The following is a 16,791-nucleotide window of genomic DNA, read 5'->3' as shown; positions in this document are numbered from 1 at the left end:
CCGCCTTGAACTCAAGTTCAAGGCTCATAGCCCAAGTCCATTTCAATGGACTGCAATTCTTACTCAGTCTTCTGCGAGAAGACTTTAGCTATGACACTGGAGTTTAAACCCCAGGCGGATAATGCAACTGTTTATTGTTCGCTTTTTGTTTCTCTTGAAAAGTCAACATCTTCGTAGAGAAGAGAAATAGTGTTTTTTCATTATTGTGCGTAAGTCCTACTAGATATACACACAACGCCTATGGTGAAAACCGAACCCCTGAGCAACACCTAAAAACTTGAATCAGTCACAATCAGGATATAGACAACTAGTCATGTAACAGGAAATAGTTCAAAATGTGCCGATTACTTGGCTACCTTGGCCCTGCCATCCAACTTGACCACTTATTGTATAAACCCGAACATTCGTTAATTGTCCAGAGTTATCAGCCTCGTGAGATGACATCTGGCGTAGTCAATGCTGATGGCTTAGGAATCGGCTGGTATCATCCGCAACGGAATGTTGACCCCTTTACTTACAAAAACACCCTGCCGATTTGGAATGAGACTAATCTACCCGAATTGAGCCGCTATGTTGAGTCGGGGTGTGTGTTGGCCTATGTCCGCAGTGCGACAGCCGGCCAAGCGCTGGATATGAGCAACTGTCAGCCGTTTCGCGACGGTCGCCTGTTATTAATCCACAATGGATTGATCAGCAATTTCCGCGAATCTTTGTATCGACCGATACGTGAAAAACTTGGCGATCGCATGTACCAGTCGATTAATGGCACCACTGATTCCGAACACATCTTCGCTCTTTTAATCAATGAGCTGGAGGTATCCCCAAATAGCACAATTGCCGAGGCATTACACACTACCTTAATCACCCTAACCGAATTAGCAAAAGCCTATCAAGTCAGCTTTTCTGCCAACCTAATTATTAGTGATGGGCATCAACTCGTTGCTAGTCGCTATGCTTACGGTACTACGGCTCCCTCACTGTACTGGCTCAGAGATGACCCAACTTTTCCCGATTCAGTCATGATTGCCTCCGAACCTATATTCGTCGGCAACTGGCATGAATGTCCGCACGGTAGTATTCTCAGTGTGGGAAAAAACTTGGAAATCTCATCAATCGACGTTAGTCCGACAGACGCCAGTCAGTAGCCGGATATCAATAAATATCACCAATTTGTCAGGTAGGTATTCCCTAGAATTTTCTGTCCGAGAGGATTACAGGATTGACGGTAGGGAATGCCCACCTTATATTTTAATTTTTCCACCTACTTAGCTAGAATCGTCGCTAATTTGATAAATCATTAATCATGTAGCTGTAGCCTTCTGAAACAACAATTTCACACCCATAAATCCGCCCAATGGTTGATTTATTTTCTGATTGTTTTATGTCCTTATAAAATAATTTTATCCGTGATTAATTCATGCCACCTGAGATTGAAAAGGAGCAATTTTGATATAATCAAGGTAAATTATTCCCCACGCCAATCAGGAAAATTACCTTTTAAACAATCTAAAATTTCATCTGTCCAACGGTCTTCTATTGTCATAATCCATGCTTCAAACTTGTCTTCTGTTCCCGCATTTAAAGCTTTATAACGTGATTTCAAGCAAGATTTCTTCGGGTTAATTTCTTTTTTATCCCCTAATATTGTCATGACCATGATTAATGTTGAAAGTATTAAGTTTTACCAACAGTTGATTTTGAAATTCAATTTTGAATAGTAATAGATTTTTTGAGGAATTGCTAGGAATCTAATACTATAAAAACGTGATGATTATCATGCATAAATGTGATATGGGGTTGGCATAGAAGTAATCTACTATCTACAAATAGGTGACTTGAACAAATGTAATTGGTGAGTAAGGTCACAGGTTGTCAAACCCCAGACCCCAAACGAACCGCAGAGTTCAAACTCACGGGCATGACGAATGGGATTGTAACTCCCTCTTTTTCAGTCAGTCCCTTATGGCTCCCATTACCGTCACCTCTGGATGAAGATTACTCTCTCCTGACCCCTAACCCCTAACCTTTTTAGAAGAAATTTAGAATCATGTCCCAAAATTCCAGCACAAAGGCTTTGCCCCAACAGATTAGAGAAACCATCCGAGAGGCGATGCATCAGTGCCGAATCGGCACCTTGGCTCTGTTTGAAGGCATTGATGATACGACTTTTCGGCGACAGGCGCATCCAGAATTTAGCCCAGTGGGTTGGCATTTGGGTCACATTGCCTATACAGAAGCCCTCTGGTTGCTGGAACGCTGTGCCGGTTTTCCTCCCATGTTTCCCGAATATCATCGGCTATTTGCCGCCGATGGCTTGCCCAAATCGGAACGCGAGAATGTACCGCCACTGGCAGAAATTTATCATTATCTCAATACGGTTAGAACCCAAGTATTCAGCTATCTAGAAACCGCCCCGGTAGACCAGCAAGAACGCCTGTGGCACTTCTTGATTCAGCATGAGAGTCAGCATGGCGAAACCATTGCCTTTGTTTTGCAATTACAACGCTGGCACCTTCTGGAACGGCATCAAGAGATGTGGGTTCAGGGTTCTGCGGCAACTGTCTCATCCTCTGTTCAGCCTGTTCCCCTGAGGGACGTAGAGATGATGGAAATTCCAGCAGGCGAGTTTATGATGGGCAACGACTCGATTGAAGCCTTGGATAATGAGCGATCGCGTCACCAGGTATATTTAGAAACTTACTGGATTGACCGCTACCCCGTCACTTGCCGACAGTACCGAGAGTTCATCGAGGCGGGTGGATACCAAAACGAACGTTGGTGGTCACCCAACGGGTGGAAGTGGCTGCAAGAAAATCCCGTGGCTCAACCCCTCTACTGGTCATCGGCTTCAACCTGGGATTATCATCCCGTCTGTGGGGTGAGTTGGTACGAAGCCGACGCCTATGCGAGATTTGTCGGCAAGCGACTGCCAACCGAAGCTGAATGGGAAAAAGCGGCGAGTTGGGATGCTGCAACTGGACAGCCGCGCACCTACCCTTGGGGGCAGGCGATACCCGACCCTCACCGATGTAATCTTGATAATTGCGTTGGGCACACAACACCTGTAAATGCTTACCCACTGGGGCAAAGTACCTATGGATGTTATGACATGCTCGGCAATGTGTGGGAATGGACAGCTAGCTGGTTTGACGCCTACGAAGGATTCGTCAGCTATCCTTACCGAGGCTACTCCCAAACTTATTTCGATGGACAGCACCGAGTCTTAAAAGGCGGCAGTTGGGCGACCCGTCCAAGGGCAATTCGCTCTAGTTTTCGTAACTGGTATTATCCCAGCATTCGTCAGATTTTAGCTGGCTTTCGTTGTGCCGTGTCCCAACCTAATAGCGGTTCTCTAATAGACTTCTTGCAGAAGTAGGGCAAAGGGCAAACCGGAGCTTTAGTGAGGACAGAAGAAAGAAAAGACTTCAGGCAAAAAGGGGGTGATCAAGACGGATTTGGTATTACTCATCTGTGAGCGTCCTGAACACCAGTATGCAAGTTATTGAAACCATACGCTATTTCACAACAGCGAGTTTTTGGAAGAGTGGCAGAAGTAAATCAACATCCAGTAAAAAGACAGTCAGTGTTCCTCCTTGCTGTGGAATAACAGCAACATGGCTAGCGACTTCTAGGGTATCCGCACGACGATAGGACTCTGGTAAAACCCGGAACATTGATAAGGGTACCTCGATTAAGACAGGAGTGTTAACTACTGGAATCCCGTAAAATTCACCCGTTGTACTTTGCACGATTGCCAGATAACCGCCGGAATCAGACATGGAACTGGATTTAAAAAATTGCCAATTCAGGTCTACAACCGTGATTTCGCGTGAAGCAGAACTATCTCGCAGGGAATCACCCATGTGGGCTACTCCGACATGATTAAGTCCGCTACTGTAAACAGGCGTGCGATCCACTACTTTGTAGACCGATTCAATGCGTAGAGCAAAATTGAGATTACCGATTTTAAAGACAATCAATTTTAGCGAGGGTGTGATCTGTCGAGATTTACGAAAGTCGGCAGCGCTAGATTTGGGTTGGATTAAGAGATTGCTCATATTAGTAATGGCTAATGGCTAATGGCTAATGGCTAATGGCTAATGGCTAATGGGCAATAGGTAATGAAACGTAGCTAAAAATTCCCTACCCTCCCATGTTTTTAAGCTTGTTGGAGTTGCAATGGGTTTTGTGACGACTCAAGGGTGGATTTTGGCTTCTGCTCATCAATAATGTGTTTGATCGCGACTAGAAACTCTTGTTCTAGGTAAGGCTTGGTGAAGTAAGCCGTAGCACCTAAACGCATAGCTAGCCATCGATGTTTATCATTGCTCCGAGAGGTGAGCATGACGACGGGAATTTTCGACAGTTGAGGGTCTTGGCGACGCTGACCGAGAAATTCAAAGCCGTTCATATTGGGCATTTCAATATCACAAACCACGAGATTCACAGGAGATGAACGTTGGCGCAGTTGTTCCAGGGCTTCTCGTCCATCCCGTGCCTGCAAGACTCGACAACCGGCTCGTTCCAGGGTAAGTGCGAGGGTTCGTCGCAGAGCAGCCGCATCATCAACCACCAAAACCGTAGGAGCATGAGGCGTTGTAATACCCGTTTTGGTCTGGCTATTTGAGGAATTTTCGTGAACACTTAAGGTGATCGGCTTAGAGCCAGTGTTGATGCGGGTTGCGGTTGTATTGTGACCCAAAAGCTGATCGAGTAGAACCGTACCATCAATCACAGGGATTAAACTGCCATCCCCCAAAATGGTACAACCGTAAGTAAAACTAGGAGGTGCGATCGCAGAACCAAAAGGTTTAATCACCAATTCTTGCTCTGTTACCAAGCGATCAATTTCCAACGCGAGAACCTGTTGCTCTTGTCGGAGTACCAACATCGGTAGTGCCCAATCGGCTGGAGAAGGAACTGACACCAAAGCTTGACTGGGAGAGCTTTCGGGTAACGGACAGGCATAATCCAAAATGTCAGCGAGTCGATAAGCTGGAACAATCTGGTCACGCCAACGCAAAAACCGCTGTTCTCCTGTGGTTTTCACCTGGTCGGCTTTAGGAACAACAATTTCCTCTACACTGTCAGACGGCAAGGCGATAGCGGTGGAGCCAATTAAGCAGACGAGTAATTTAGCGATTGTCAGGGTTAACGGTAGATGTAAGGTAAAGGTCGTACCGACTCCCGGCAAAGAGGAAACCGTGATACTGCCTTTGAGCGATCGCATTTGGGAGCGCACCACATCCAACCCAACTCCCCGTCCCGAAAGTTCGCTCACCTGCTTGGCGGTGGAAAATCCTGGCTCGAACACCAGCTCAAACAGGTGATTGTTAGAAGTCGTCGCCAGTTGCTCGGCAGACAACAATCCTAATTCAATCGCTCGTCTGCCAATCCCTTCGGTATCGAGTCCTTTACCATCATCTTTCACTTCAATGATGGTTTGACTGCCTTGGTGATACGCTCGAATTTCAATTTTGCCTTGTTCCGGTTTCCCCTGCTGACGCCGGATTTCTGGAGATTCGATGCCATGATCGAAGGCATTTCGCAGTAAGTGCAGCAAAGGATCATACAGCTTTTCCAATGCCCCTTTATCCACCAACACCCCCATACCACTGAGGTTCAAACTCACCAACTTGTGGTACTTAGTAGATAGATCGCGCAATACTCTCGGAAAACGGTTGAGTACCTCACTCAACGGCAACATGCGCGCCCACATCAATTCGTCCCGGAGCTGAGTCAGCATTTGTCGCTGTTGTTCCAGGGTGCGATTGGATTGCTTCGCGAATAGGGAAACATCATCCACCGCTTCTTCCAACTGCACCATGTCCTCAATCAGCTCTTGTAGCCGAGAGTTGAGAACTCCATACCGATCCAATTCCAGGGAGTCAAAATCACCTTGACGAATGACGAGCTCTCCTAGGGGATTAACGGCGGGTAAAATTGCCTCAGAGTGCGGGCGTTCGGGAGTGGCAAGCATCTGATCGGATAACTTCCGTAACTGACCCACCACACCCTGCACTTGCACGAATCGATCCAGCAATTCTCGTACTGATCTCTGTAATTGCTGATTCTGGAGAGAAAGACCATTGCGGTTGATCGCTAACTCACCCACTACATTATTCATCCGTTCCAGTCGCTCTGAGTCCACTCGCACTGAAAGCGTCGGAACGGGAGAAGCTTTACCTTGGGGAATATCCGTCGATCCACGATCAACTTCTGAACCTGGGGAAGGGGTGGGCGAATGAGCTGCATTCGCTGGTAACAATTCACCCGGAATTGACGACGTTGGGACTAAATTGATCGCTGGGGGATTTTCCGCTGTCGTGCTGGCAGCATGGGTTCGAGATGTCAGGATAGGCATCTCTTCAACCGGTGGCAGATGTTCAAAGATCTGTGCGATCGATTCAGCGGTTGCTTCGCCGTTTTCTAGGGTTGAAGATGGCAGGTTGAATGGGGTAATGGGTATCTCGTTTTCAGCCTCTGCTTCGGGAGTTACAACAGCGCTGTCAACATCCGTTGCCACGACAGGAAGCTCTCCGACAGCTTCATCGGTTACGAATGAAGCGTGAGCGGGTAATGCTAGATCGACATCGATCATCCCACAGGAGTCTAAGGCATGAGTTGGCACTTCGGTCGCCGTAAGAGGCTCAGCCAGTAGTTCGGGAGCGTTAGTGAAAATCGCTTCTAGGACTCCCTCAACCTCAAACGGTTGTGTCTCTTGCGGCAATTCGGTTACCGTGGCAGCCTGCTCCAGCCGTTCGGGAGCATAAGCGAAAATCTCTTCTAGCGCCTGATCTGACCCAACCGGGTGTACCTCATCTAGCAGGTTGGTTTCAGCCACAATCTCATTCAAGCCTAGAGGAGCCGTGGCAAAAATTGCTTCTAGTGTTCCGTCAGGCTCAAGGTTATATGTATCCTCCGACACTTGATCGATGGGGAGATTTTCATCCAACTGGATGCTCAAGACATGTTCCAGAGAAGGAACGGTTTCTTGTTCTTGTGTATATTCCAGACTGACTGTGCTGTCTGGAGCTTGAGTTACTGTGGAGTGGGCTAAGGTTAATAGAGCAGCAGAGGGACTAATTTGTTGGACGTTAGTGCCTTGTGCATGAGCCGTCAGTATCGTTTGTCTGGCAAACTCAAAATCAGCCAGCGCTAGCTGCGTAATGGCTAACCCACGTTCGGGGTGAGCATCCAGTGCGGCTAAGGCAGTATGTGCGATCGCGCCAAATCCTGGCTGGTTCAGTAACTCCGCAAACCCCGCAAACACTTCAGCTTGTGCTCTTAATTCTCCCCCTACCTCGTACTTTTGAGGATTAGCAACAACCTCTGCCAGACGCTCCAATCCTTCGCCCACATCGACTTCAAAGATAGACTGAGCCATATCGATGCCCAACTCAGATGAACTGGGAATATAGGTATCCGCTTGGCTGAGGGCATCTCCTAATTTGTCCTCAATCTGGACAAACAGCGGTTCGGCTAAAACTAAAGCTTGCTCTGGGTCAAAGTAACCGGTTTGAATCTGCTCCATTAACGGGAGACGCAAGCAATCGTAGGCTTGTAGCAGTTGACTCTCTAGGTTCGTATCAATTTCTACGGTGTCGTTGTAGAGTGCCTTAAAGATGTTCTCTAGGCGATGAGCCAGGGTTTTGATCGCTTCTAACTCTACACTGGCAGCTCCTCCTTTTAAGGAATGAGCCGCTCGCATTAAAGCGTGGACTTTGGCAGTGTTCTTCTCCTGCCTTAAGGTGAGTAAACTCGCTTCGAGGATCTGCAACAGCTCAGGAGCCTCTTCGATGAAGAACTGATAGGCTTGGTCGCGGATATTAGGATTGATTGCCATAGTTCGTCCTAGAGATGGGGAGATGGGGAGATGGGGAGATTGGGGGAGTGGGGCCGGAGCTAAGCGTGAGGATGGGGCCGGAGCTAAGCGTGAGGATGGGGGAGTTGGAACAAGAAGTCATGATGCTTGGCTGACTCATTGCTTATTGCGAATCCCAAATCCCAATCCCCAACCCTTCTAGCTTCTAACTGACTCTGAACTGACCCACATCCTCTTGCAGTGATTGGGCAACTGCCAGCAGTTCCTTAAAGGATTCTGATACCAGGGATGCGCCAGATGAGGTTTTTTGGGCGATCGCTGCCACGTCAGTCATGGTTTCAGTCACCGCTTCAGACGCTTGGGATTGAACAACCGTGGCTTGGGCAATCTCCTCAACCAATTTGTTGATCTGGCTACTCGCTGTGGCAATTTTGTTCAGGCTCTGGCGGGTTTCATCCACCAGTTTGGTTCCCATCACCACCTGCTCCGTCCCTGCTTCCATGGCTGCAACCACTTCGTTGGTTTCCCCTTGAATGGCGGCGACGAGTTTTTCGATTTCAATCGTCGCTTCTGCTGATTGCTGGGCTAGCGATCGCACTTCATCGGCAACCACCGCAAACCCTCGTCCTTCTTCCCCAGCCCGTGCGGCCTCAATTGAAGCGTTAAGCGCTAGCAAGTTGGTTTGAGCGGCAAAGGTACTAATCAGGTTAACGACGGTGGAAATCTTTTGCGACGATTCACCCAAGTGCTTGACTTTTTTTGCTGTTTCTGCTACTGTATCGCGGATGGCAAGAATACCATCAACCGTTCGGTTCATCGCCGTGTCCCCTTCCTGCACCGTATCTTGGGCTTGTTGCACAGCGACTTCAGCTTGTTTAGCACTGTTAGCCACGATTTGCACCGATTGAGCCATATCTTGCGATCGCTTCAAGGCAGTGGCAATTTTCTCAGCTTGTCGCAAGGCTTCTGCGGATAGGTCTCGAACCGAAACTTCGCTGGTGCTGGTGGTTTGGGCCACTTGGCTACTGGCATGTTGCACCTGGGTAACAATTTTCCGCAAGTTACCCACCGTGGCGTTGTAAGAGTCCGCGATGGTTCCAATTTCATCCGCCGTCACCCGTGCCCGAATCGTTAGGTCTCCTTTACTAATCGGGTCTACTTCCATTAGCAGTTCCAACGCCCGTTTTTGCAGTCCTTCTTTCAGGTCGCGCTGCTCTTCAGCTAATTTTTCTGTCTGTTCTAACAGGAGGACTCGGTCTAAGGACAATCCCATCTGAGCCGCTAACTGCTTCAGGAAGCCGACTTCAGACTCTTGCCATTCGTAGGCTGCCTTGCAGTGATGGGCAATTAACATACCATAGGGCTGACCTTCATGGAGAATGGGCACCTCTAGTTTGGACTTAACGCGCCAGCGTTCCAATAACTGCAAATGGTCAGCTTGAAGATTGGCTTCAGCAATGTTATCAATGGCGATGACCAAGTCCTCTGGGTCAGTTCCTTCCCGCAGTTCGGAAAGATAAAAGCTTTCCGCTTTGTTATTGAAGGCGCGAGGAAAACCAGCCGCCACTGATTCAGCGGTAATATACCCACTGAAGTCCGGGTTGAAGCGGTAGATGAGCACCCGATCCACATTCAGGATTTGCCGGGTTTCTTCGATCATGTCCTTAAACAAGTCTTCCAAATCTTTGGAGTTCTCCGCCCGCGAACCGGTGACTTTGGCAACCAACAGGGCTTGCTCAGCAGCCAAGGTTTGTTCTCGTGTGAACACTTCTAACTGACCTGCCATGTCATTGATGTTACCGCCTAAGATCGCTAGCTCGTCTTGTCCACTCACATCCACACGGGTATCGAGTTGCCCTTGACCAATTTTTTCCACCGCTTTAGCCGCTTCCACAATGGGGCGTGTTGCTCGGTTAGCAATCAAAGCCGCGATCGCACCCACCGCTAAGGTTGCAGAAGCTGTCCCCAACAACAGAGTCCAGAGTAACTGTTTCTCAGCGACAAACGCTTTCTCTGCGGAACGAGCCAGCACGTAAGACCAGTCAAGACCATACAACGGTCTGAGGCGGTGAGCCAGGGAGTAAGTTAGAACCTGCTCCTGTGGGGTTTGCTCATCCAAACCCGTCCCGACTATATTCTTCACCTCCTGCTGTTCGAGGTCTTTTCGCGTGATTTTGGTTAACAGGGTGGGAAATACTTCTTGGACTTTTTTACCAATAAGTTGCTCGTTATCCGCTGTGGCAATCTTGCCAGCAGCATCAACCACGAAAAATTTCTGCCCCCGCTCGGTATTGATGTTAAATACCTCTTGGAGTTGTTTAATCGGAATGCGGGTACGGACAATGGCGATTGTTTGGTTGGTGACTTCATCCTTGATCGGATTCGCCATGAAAATATAAACACCCTCACCAGTTTCGGATCGTCGGGGTTCGGTAATGAACAGCTTATCCGTTTTCAGCACCTGCTGGAAATAATCTCGGTCCCAGTGATTGGGCAGGGGTTCGCTCTTAGACTGGGCAATCAGGTTACCCTTGAGATCGAACACAGCAATGCTATCGTACATGTTGTAAGTGCTGGCAAACCGATTAAGGGCTTCCTCCTTGTCCTCGCGCTTGAGTAACTCTCTCACTTGAGGGTTTCTGAAGCTAGGTATGTTTGCAAGCGTTTCAGCGTCACCCGCACGCTCTTTGATGAAATAAAAGAGCTTGTCTTTCATGTCACTCATATCAAATTGTTCTTTTTGAAGAACTTGCTGCCGCACCTGCTGAGTGGTTGTGAAATAGGAAACTGTTCCAACCGATATCACGGGAATTGTACCGATCAAGATGGCGATTGCTGTGGTTTTGACGCGCAAACTGTTCGAGAACCACTTGCCCCAGTCCCACCGTGGACGAACGTATTTTGGTGGTAGAGGGATGGGCGGCATTTCTAGCAGAGGTTGTTGGAGGGTATTGGAATCTAACTGGGACTGTAACTGACGAGTAGAAGGGGAATAATAAATTGCAGAATTTCGCTCTTCAGGATGATTACTTTTAAAGGATGAACCTCGACCATTATGATTAGCTTTGTGATTAGAGCCGGGTTTGGGAGAAAGTTGTGTCATGGAACAGACCTTAATGAGCAAAAGAATTAGGTGATTGCGAGTGACTCCAATCGAACTTGCTTAATGTCAGAGCAAATTCGTTGAATCAAATGGATAGATAGCCCTTAGTTTTGTGTAAATAGTCCGGGTTCCTGAGTCAGAAGTTAAGTACAATTCCTTACCCGACTAGGAGTCTTGTTTTGAGTCTTGTTGTAGCGGCGAATAGACTCGGGATGAAAACACTCTATAAACAGAGCTGAAACCTATTGTTTGGGCATCGATAGCATAATGGCTTTCCCATCGATGACAACTAACATTTCACCATTCGATTTCAGCCAATACCCTCGCAAAAAGGGCACAAGTTCAGGAGTTACTGTCGAGGAAGGCGGCGATTGAATCCAATCTGGATTGCACCACTCGATATCTTCAACACGATTGACGACTAACCCTAACATCTCATATTTCGGATTGGTAGCGGTTGAGTCTTTAGTAGGAGCCTGGAGCACAATTGCTGTATGAGCTGAAGTAATATTCGCTTGTTGGTGCCAGGGGGTGAGTCCGACTAAGTGACCTAAATCAACCATCCAGAGAACTTCACCCCGCCAGTTGTAAGCCCCCATAACCCAAGCTGGCATCTGAAAAATGGGTACAATTTGAGCTTTAGGAATCGTCAGTACCTCAGTCAGTTGTTGAATCGGTAAAAGGGCTGTCGTATCGGGCAAAAGATGAAATCGCAAAAACTGTTCGCTTGCCCTTGATGAAGGGACCGATTCGATAAATTGGTTCGCTACAGGTATGGAAAAGAAATTGCGGACTGATAAAGAGTTGGACATTAATTGGTTTCCACTTCAGAAGCTGTCCAAACACAACTTTCACATTTCTCCTGTAGGGTGGGCAATGCCCACCCTAACTAAGAGTTAGATATTGATGGTTTGTCAGGCTTATCGTTTGATGAGCTGTTTCACAGTACGTACCAGTTCCTCTTGGTCCACTGGCTTAGCAAGGTAAGCATCTGCTCCCTGTTTCATTCCCCAAAATTTATCCATTTCACCCGCTTTGGTTGAGCAGATAATGACTGGAATTGTACGGGTCTTGGCTTCAGCTTTGAGGTCGCGGCAGAGTTCATATCCACTGCGACCGGGTAGTACAACATCAAGAACGATGACATCAGGTTGATGGCTATTAATTTTGACGATAGCTTCTTCACCACTGTCAGCCGTTACGACATTCAAACCTCCCTGTTGCAAACAGCTGATGATAACTTGCATGTCAGTTCTGGAATCTTCAACAACTAGAGCAGTAGTCATGATTTTCACCGTATAAATTAACAAGAAAAAAGAGATTAGTTGTCAAGCAGATGTTAACCGTCAATAGTCATTGCTCCCCCACAATTCACGACACAGATAGAATTTGATCTCGTTTTCAAAGTGTATCTATGTCGTATTCCCTATCCCCCCCACCTCCCCCTCCCCCCTGCTTATTCATGAATGACTAATGACGGATTGCCCTCTGCTTTAAATGCTTGCGAATTGTGTTTAGTACGATATCTGCATCGATAGGTTTACTCAGAAAATCTGAGGCTCCAACGAGTTTGGCTCGAACTCGATCGACTAGCCCGTCATTGCCAGTCAAGATGATAATCGGGGTATCCTGGAAACAAGCCAGCTTGCGTAATTGGCTGCAAATTTCATAGCCGTTGGTATTCGGCATAACTAAATCTAAAAAGATGACATCTGGCTTACGAGCGAGTAAGGTTGCGATCGCACGCATCCCATCGGTTACGCTGATATACCGATACCCCGCTGCCAGAAGCAGTTTTTCCATGGTTTGACAAATTAACGGGCTGTCATCGACGCAAGCAACCAGCCCTCCGCTGTGGGCGACAGGGGTGGAGGGTGTTTCAGAAACTCTTCCACCCACTGGAGTCGGTAAATCGGGAATGCTAACCAATTCCATCAACCCCGATTGAATGTATGGGAAAAAGGAACGGGTGAGTTGCAACACATCCCGTTTTAGGTGCACCGCTAAGTCGCGGAGAGTATGTTTTCCGTCTAATAGCTGAGTCAGGCTTTGGTAAGTTGACGGTGATGTGTGTTTCCGGAGTTGTTCGGGTTGCTTGATGATGGGTGCCAAGTTAGGAGAATAATCCGCAACGCGATCGTTCCGCCAAACCTGCCACTGCTCCTCAACTTCTCCGATCGCCTGTTCTACATCTATCAAAGCGAGTGGTGTTGAGAAGGAGTTATAGGCTTGGATTTGATAAGTTGCACGCCTTGCCTGCGCTACATCAAAAAGGACTTCTGCGATCGCGGCGTGAATGATGTGCGCGGCTTGTTGAGAAGTGATTTTTTGCTGCTGAGTCCATAAGGATAATAGCTGATATTGCCAGCACAGGGGGACGCTGCTCGTATCGATTTTCGCTAAATCGCGCTCTAGGGTTAAGCGCAAAGTTGGACTCTGAGGACAGTATAGGGCTAAATTCCTTTGCCATCGTCTCACCGGATGAGTTCCACCCGTCGCATACATAATGCGCCCTAGATGGAGAAAAAACTGCCATTGCTGTCCTTCGGGTTCAGATAACACCAGTTTGCCGCTAAACCGAATTCGCTTCAAGGTGGTGAGAAATTGAATTTGCTTGGATGCTGTAAACAGACTCAGAGGCGTAACAGGAGAAATTTCTTTAACAGCCATCACTACATCATCTCCAGGGCTAAGCGGCTCACAAAACATTGAAACCTACAGTTTTTTTTCAGTGAAGACGCACCTAGTCTGAATACAGAGAGCTTTGACCTAATATTTCTACATCTCATCAATGCTAGTGAAATCTCTCCACTCCACTCTAGGTTTAGACTCTAGATTTTTTTGAGATGATCAGGTTATGAAATATTATCTACACCCAGCAGTCAGTTCTTTTTTTTGTCTCTTTTCTATTATTAGCTCTTATCTAATTATCTGTGTATAAAGCTTCTATAAATTTAGAAATATTTCTTTTTTAGCCGTTGTCCATGAATTCAATTTACGCCGAAACCCTTTCCTCTAAAGGATTTCGGCTTTTAATTTAAAGTATTAAGATATTTTATTGTTAATTTTTTACTATAAAGATTAACGTTTAAATAGATAGAGTCTCCACTCCAAAATTCCATACAAAGCTTTATTTACTCCAAGTAATAATTATTTATAATCAAGCCGACATAAAGGAAAAAATTATTCAGCCTCTACCCTTTTTTTTTGTAATACATGCTCTGTTTTGTATGACACAACACTTGCGTTTGTATGACGATGGGTCTTGATTTATACGACAGTAATCCTCCCGAAAATATTGATAAAGTTAGGCAAAACTTGTGAGTAAGTTGTGAGCCTTTAACAGACGTGTGCCGTTCGCTACACCTGAAAAAAACAGGATGAGAATTTCTCCCACTTGCATCCTCAGTACTAAACTGGGTGGTGGCACGCTGGCAGCACTGACTTGTCACGTAGATTACTTGTCAGAGAGTTCTGTCGAAGAAATCTACGCCTCAACCCTTTCCCAGAGTTGAGCTTGTCTGCGCCCTAGTGTCATGAAATTTTTTATGGAAGAATAATCGTGAGGAATTTAACTCAGAGTGCATCTGGCATGAGCCAAGCTGACCATCAGCCTCACTCTGTACAAGCGAAACGCTTACAACTCCAATACTTAGTCAATCTCTGCGCTGCCTCAGACGCAGAACCCCAGGTCGGTAGCGATGTGATCCAAGGGTTAACGCAGACTCCCAAAACTCTACCACCCCAATATTTCTATGATGATCGTGGCTCTGTTCTGTTTGAGCAGATTTGTGAGTTACCCGAATATTACCCAACGCGCACAGAAGCTGCGATTTTACGCCAATATGCTCGTGAAATTGCCCGGATGACAGGTGCTTGTGAACTGGTGGAACTCGGTAGTGGTAGTTCCACGAAAACCCGTCTTTTGTTAGATGCTTACGCGGCTCATAGCTACCCATTACGCTATGTACCCATTGATGTCAGTGCCGGAATCTTAGAAAGCAGTGCGAGGCAGTTACTGGCGGATTATCCCTCACTTCAGGTTCAGGGTTTAGTCGGCACTTATGAGTTGGCATTACAACAGCTAGCACCTACTTTGTTGCCTGCGCGGATGATTGTGTTCTTAGGCAGTACGCTGGGCAATTTCAATCCCCAGGAGTGTGATGTCTTTTTCTCACAGATTCAAGCGGCGCTTAAAGTGGGCGAGTATTTCCTACTCGGCGTAGACCTGCAAAAACCAAAATCATTGCTGGAAGACGCTTACAACGACAGCCAAGGCGTAACGGCTCAATTTAATCTCAATATACTGGAGCATCTGAATCAGCGTTTTGCCGGGAATTTTGATACTCAGCGGTTTGAACATTGGGCTTTTTACAATGAGGAACTCCATCAGATTGAGATGCATTTGCGGTGTTTGGCAGCGCATACTGTGCGGTTAGAGTCGCTTGACCTCACCCTTAATTTTGCAGCAGGGGAAACGATCATGACGGAAATTTCCCGCAAGTTTGACCTAGATGGTATACAACAAGAACTTCAGGCCAAGGGTTTAAAACCCCTCAAGGTTTGGACTGACTCGAAACAGTGGTTTGGCTTGATCCTCTGTCAGCTTTAACCCTCAATCTCCCCTGTTTAATGAGTTTCAGTAGGGTGGGTTACGGCTGCGCCTAACCCACCCCATACCTGTTTTTTGCTCCGCATCACCACAAACGACCTGATATTCTGGAACTCCTCACCCCTAGCTAAAGGCGAAGGCTAACATCGGCTTTAGTCTATACCAGAGATTTTTCAAAAGCTGGGATAAGTTCTATCCTCGATTTTTTATCAACATAACATCAATAATCTTGATAGCTGTTTCTTCTGGTATCTCCAAGACGTGATAAAGCTCATTCAAAAATTCTTCTTCCTCTTCTGTCACTTCGCCATCGGCTAAGACAATATCCGCCGTTACAGCAAAAACTGTTTCTTGCAAGTCATGAGGTAGCGAGGCTAGCGCCGCAGCTAGCAGGATTTCAGCGCCTTGGCGTTGGAGAATACTCAGAAGTCGATCAAGCATTCTTTGCAACACATCGGCTGGATAGCTCCTGAATAGTTGCATCCGAGATAAAGTAATCATGAGCAATTCCTCTTCTGCATCAGCCGCGTAACCATCGGCAGCAACGGCAATCAGGGCGATCGCCGCAAAGGCTTCGGCTGGCCCTAATGTGGTGTGGCTTTGTTGACGCGCACTAGAGAGTTTGTCGAACAGACTCATTTGAGTTTTTTCCTTGAGAGTAGATTGACCAACACCACGATGGTACTGTTTGAATCTGAGGGAATTCCCATCAAGACGGATTTCTTTGCGCGATGCTGTGTAACGTTAACGCTTACGAGGGTGATGGGTAAGTTCCTGGGCGTTCATGCACTAGATTCCCTGATGTTCAACCTCATTCTCAAAGCTAAGAATGAATCTCTATCTAAATGCTCTTGTTAAAGAAAATAGCTTAAGCGGAAAATCGAGCGAGCCATCACTTCATTAATCAAACGGATTTTTAAGGGTAAAAGACACCCTAGAGAGAATTTTGCCAATTTTTTGATCTCTCTATTGATTGAAAGCCAATGAACCGATGCTATGTATTTTGCAAATTTTTACATCACCCTAAGGAAAGACTACACAAGGTTCTCATCCTTTTCCAGAATCTTTTTACGGTAGTTCTAAACGTTGGGAATTAAGTTGTTGGAGCGGATAAAGTCCCGTTAATGATTAAATTCTTGCCTGAGGATGGTGGACTTCATTCAAACTTTAAAAAACTGATTGAGTTCTTAAAGTCACAAATAAGAGTTGTCGAAAGAATTTCGATATTTTTTTCAGACCCATAGGATAGGG

General features: G+C 46.7%; 12 protein-coding genes. 4 read left to right on the top strand and 8 right to left on the bottom strand.

Annotation, left to right across the window (positions count from 1 at the left end; translation table 11 throughout):
• The first annotated feature begins 335 nt into the window (after positions 1–335).
• Positions 336–1,145 carry an ergothioneine biosynthesis protein EgtC gene (gene egtC / locus NDI48_20385; GenBank protein ID MEP0833527.1) on the top strand — a complete coding sequence of 270 codons (810 nt, stop codon included), beginning with the start codon at positions 336–338 and terminating at the stop codon, positions 1,143–1,145.
• A 320-nt stretch (positions 1,146–1,465) separates the two neighbouring features.
• Here egtC and NDI48_20380 read toward each other — a convergent pair whose 3' ends face one another.
• Entirely contained in the window at positions 1,466–1,657 is a 192-nt protein-coding gene (locus NDI48_20380) for a hypothetical protein (protein MEP0833526.1), read from the bottom strand.
• A gap of 195 nt (positions 1,658–1,852) precedes the next feature.
• Here NDI48_20380 and NDI48_20375 point away from each other — a divergent pair, with 195 nt between their 5' ends.
• A complete protein-coding gene (locus tag NDI48_20375; GenBank protein MEP0833525.1) occupies positions 1,853–2,023 on the top strand; it encodes a hypothetical protein in 171 nt (56 codons plus the stop codon).
• 24 nt (positions 2,024–2,047) lie between these two features.
• The gene (locus NDI48_20370) at positions 2,048–3,376 is read left to right on the top strand and encodes an ergothioneine biosynthesis protein EgtB (GenBank protein MEP0833524.1); all 1,329 of its coding nucleotides are present in this window, start codon (positions 2,048–2,050) and stop codon (positions 3,374–3,376) included.
• Between the two features lie 139 nt (positions 3,377–3,515).
• Here NDI48_20370 and NDI48_20365 read toward each other — a convergent pair whose 3' ends face one another.
• The 6 genes from NDI48_20365 to NDI48_20340 all read right to left on the bottom strand — a co-directional run bounded on the left by NDI48_20365 (position 3,516) and on the right by NDI48_20340 (position 13,598).
• Positions 3,516–4,058, bottom strand: coding sequence for a chemotaxis protein CheW (locus tag NDI48_20365; protein MEP0833523.1), 543 nt, complete (start codon positions 4,056–4,058; stop codon positions 3,516–3,518).
• Positions 4,059–4,159: 101 nt separating this feature from the next.
• Entirely contained in the window at positions 4,160–7,846 is a 3,687-nt protein-coding gene (locus NDI48_20360) for a hybrid sensor histidine kinase/response regulator (protein MEP0833522.1), read from the bottom strand.
• Positions 7,847–8,030: 184 nt separating this feature from the next.
• On the bottom strand, positions 8,031–10,928 hold the full coding sequence (locus NDI48_20355; protein ID MEP0833521.1) for a methyl-accepting chemotaxis protein: 2,898 nt from the start codon (positions 10,926–10,928) through the stop codon (positions 8,031–8,033).
• 242 nt (positions 10,929–11,170) lie between these two features.
• A complete protein-coding gene (locus NDI48_20350; GenBank protein ID MEP0833520.1) occupies positions 11,171–11,740 on the bottom strand; it encodes a chemotaxis protein CheW in 570 nt (189 codons plus the stop codon).
• Positions 11,741–11,848: 108 nt separating this feature from the next.
• Positions 11,849–12,214 carry a response regulator gene (locus tag NDI48_20345; protein ID MEP0833519.1) on the bottom strand — a complete coding sequence of 122 codons (366 nt, stop codon included), beginning with the start codon at positions 12,212–12,214 and terminating at the stop codon, positions 11,849–11,851.
• A gap of 184 nt (positions 12,215–12,398) precedes the next feature.
• On the bottom strand, positions 12,399–13,598 hold the full coding sequence (locus NDI48_20340; GenBank protein MEP0833518.1) for a response regulator: 1,200 nt from the start codon (positions 13,596–13,598) through the stop codon (positions 12,399–12,401).
• 922 nt (positions 13,599–14,520) lie between these two features.
• Between NDI48_20340 and egtD the strand changes: the two genes are divergently transcribed.
• Complete coding sequence (gene egtD, locus NDI48_20335; GenBank protein ID MEP0833517.1) at positions 14,521–15,540, top strand: L-histidine N(alpha)-methyltransferase; 1,020 nt, start codon at positions 14,521–14,523, stop codon at positions 15,538–15,540.
• 192 nt (positions 15,541–15,732) lie between these two features.
• Here egtD and NDI48_20330 read toward each other — a convergent pair whose 3' ends face one another.
• A complete protein-coding gene (locus NDI48_20330; protein ID MEP0833516.1) occupies positions 15,733–16,179 on the bottom strand; it encodes a tellurite resistance TerB family protein in 447 nt (148 codons plus the stop codon).
• Positions 16,180–16,791: the final 612 nt, after the last annotated feature.

The organism is Microcoleus sp. AS-A8 (assembly GCA_039962225.1).
GTDB lineage: Bacteria > Cyanobacteriota > Cyanobacteriia > Cyanobacteriales > Coleofasciculaceae > Allocoleopsis.
This window is presented reverse-complemented; position numbering and strand designations above follow the sequence as displayed.

Coding starts and splice junctions, on each gene's coding strand:
- NDI48_20370 (MEP0833524.1), top strand. CDS start 2,048: ATGTCCCAAAATTCCAGCACAAAGGCTTTGCCCCAACAGATTAGAGAA.
- NDI48_20360 (MEP0833522.1), bottom strand. CDS start 7,846: ATGGCAATCAATCCTAATATCCGCGACCAAGCCTATCAGTTCTTCATC.
- egtD (MEP0833517.1), top strand. CDS start 14,521: ATGAGCCAAGCTGACCATCAGCCTCACTCTGTACAAGCGAAACGCTTA.
- NDI48_20330 (MEP0833516.1), bottom strand. CDS start 16,179: ATGAGTCTGTTCGACAAACTCTCTAGTGCGCGTCAACAAAGCCACACC.
- NDI48_20350 (MEP0833520.1), bottom strand. CDS start 11,740: ATGTCCAACTCTTTATCAGTCCGCAATTTCTTTTCCATACCTGTAGCG.
- NDI48_20340 (MEP0833518.1), bottom strand. CDS start 13,598: ATGGCTGTTAAAGAAATTTCTCCTGTTACGCCTCTGAGTCTGTTTACA.
- NDI48_20365 (MEP0833523.1), bottom strand. CDS start 4,058: ATGAGCAATCTCTTAATCCAACCCAAATCTAGCGCTGCCGACTTTCGT.
- NDI48_20355 (MEP0833521.1), bottom strand. CDS start 10,928: ATGACACAACTTTCTCCCAAACCCGGCTCTAATCACAAAGCTAATCAT.
- NDI48_20345 (MEP0833519.1), bottom strand. CDS start 12,214: ATGACTACTGCTCTAGTTGTTGAAGATTCCAGAACTGACATGCAAGTT.
- NDI48_20380 (MEP0833526.1), bottom strand. CDS start 1,657: ATGGTCATGACAATATTAGGGGATAAAAAAGAAATTAACCCGAAGAAA.
- egtC (MEP0833527.1), top strand. CDS start 336: ATGTGCCGATTACTTGGCTACCTTGGCCCTGCCATCCAACTTGACCAC.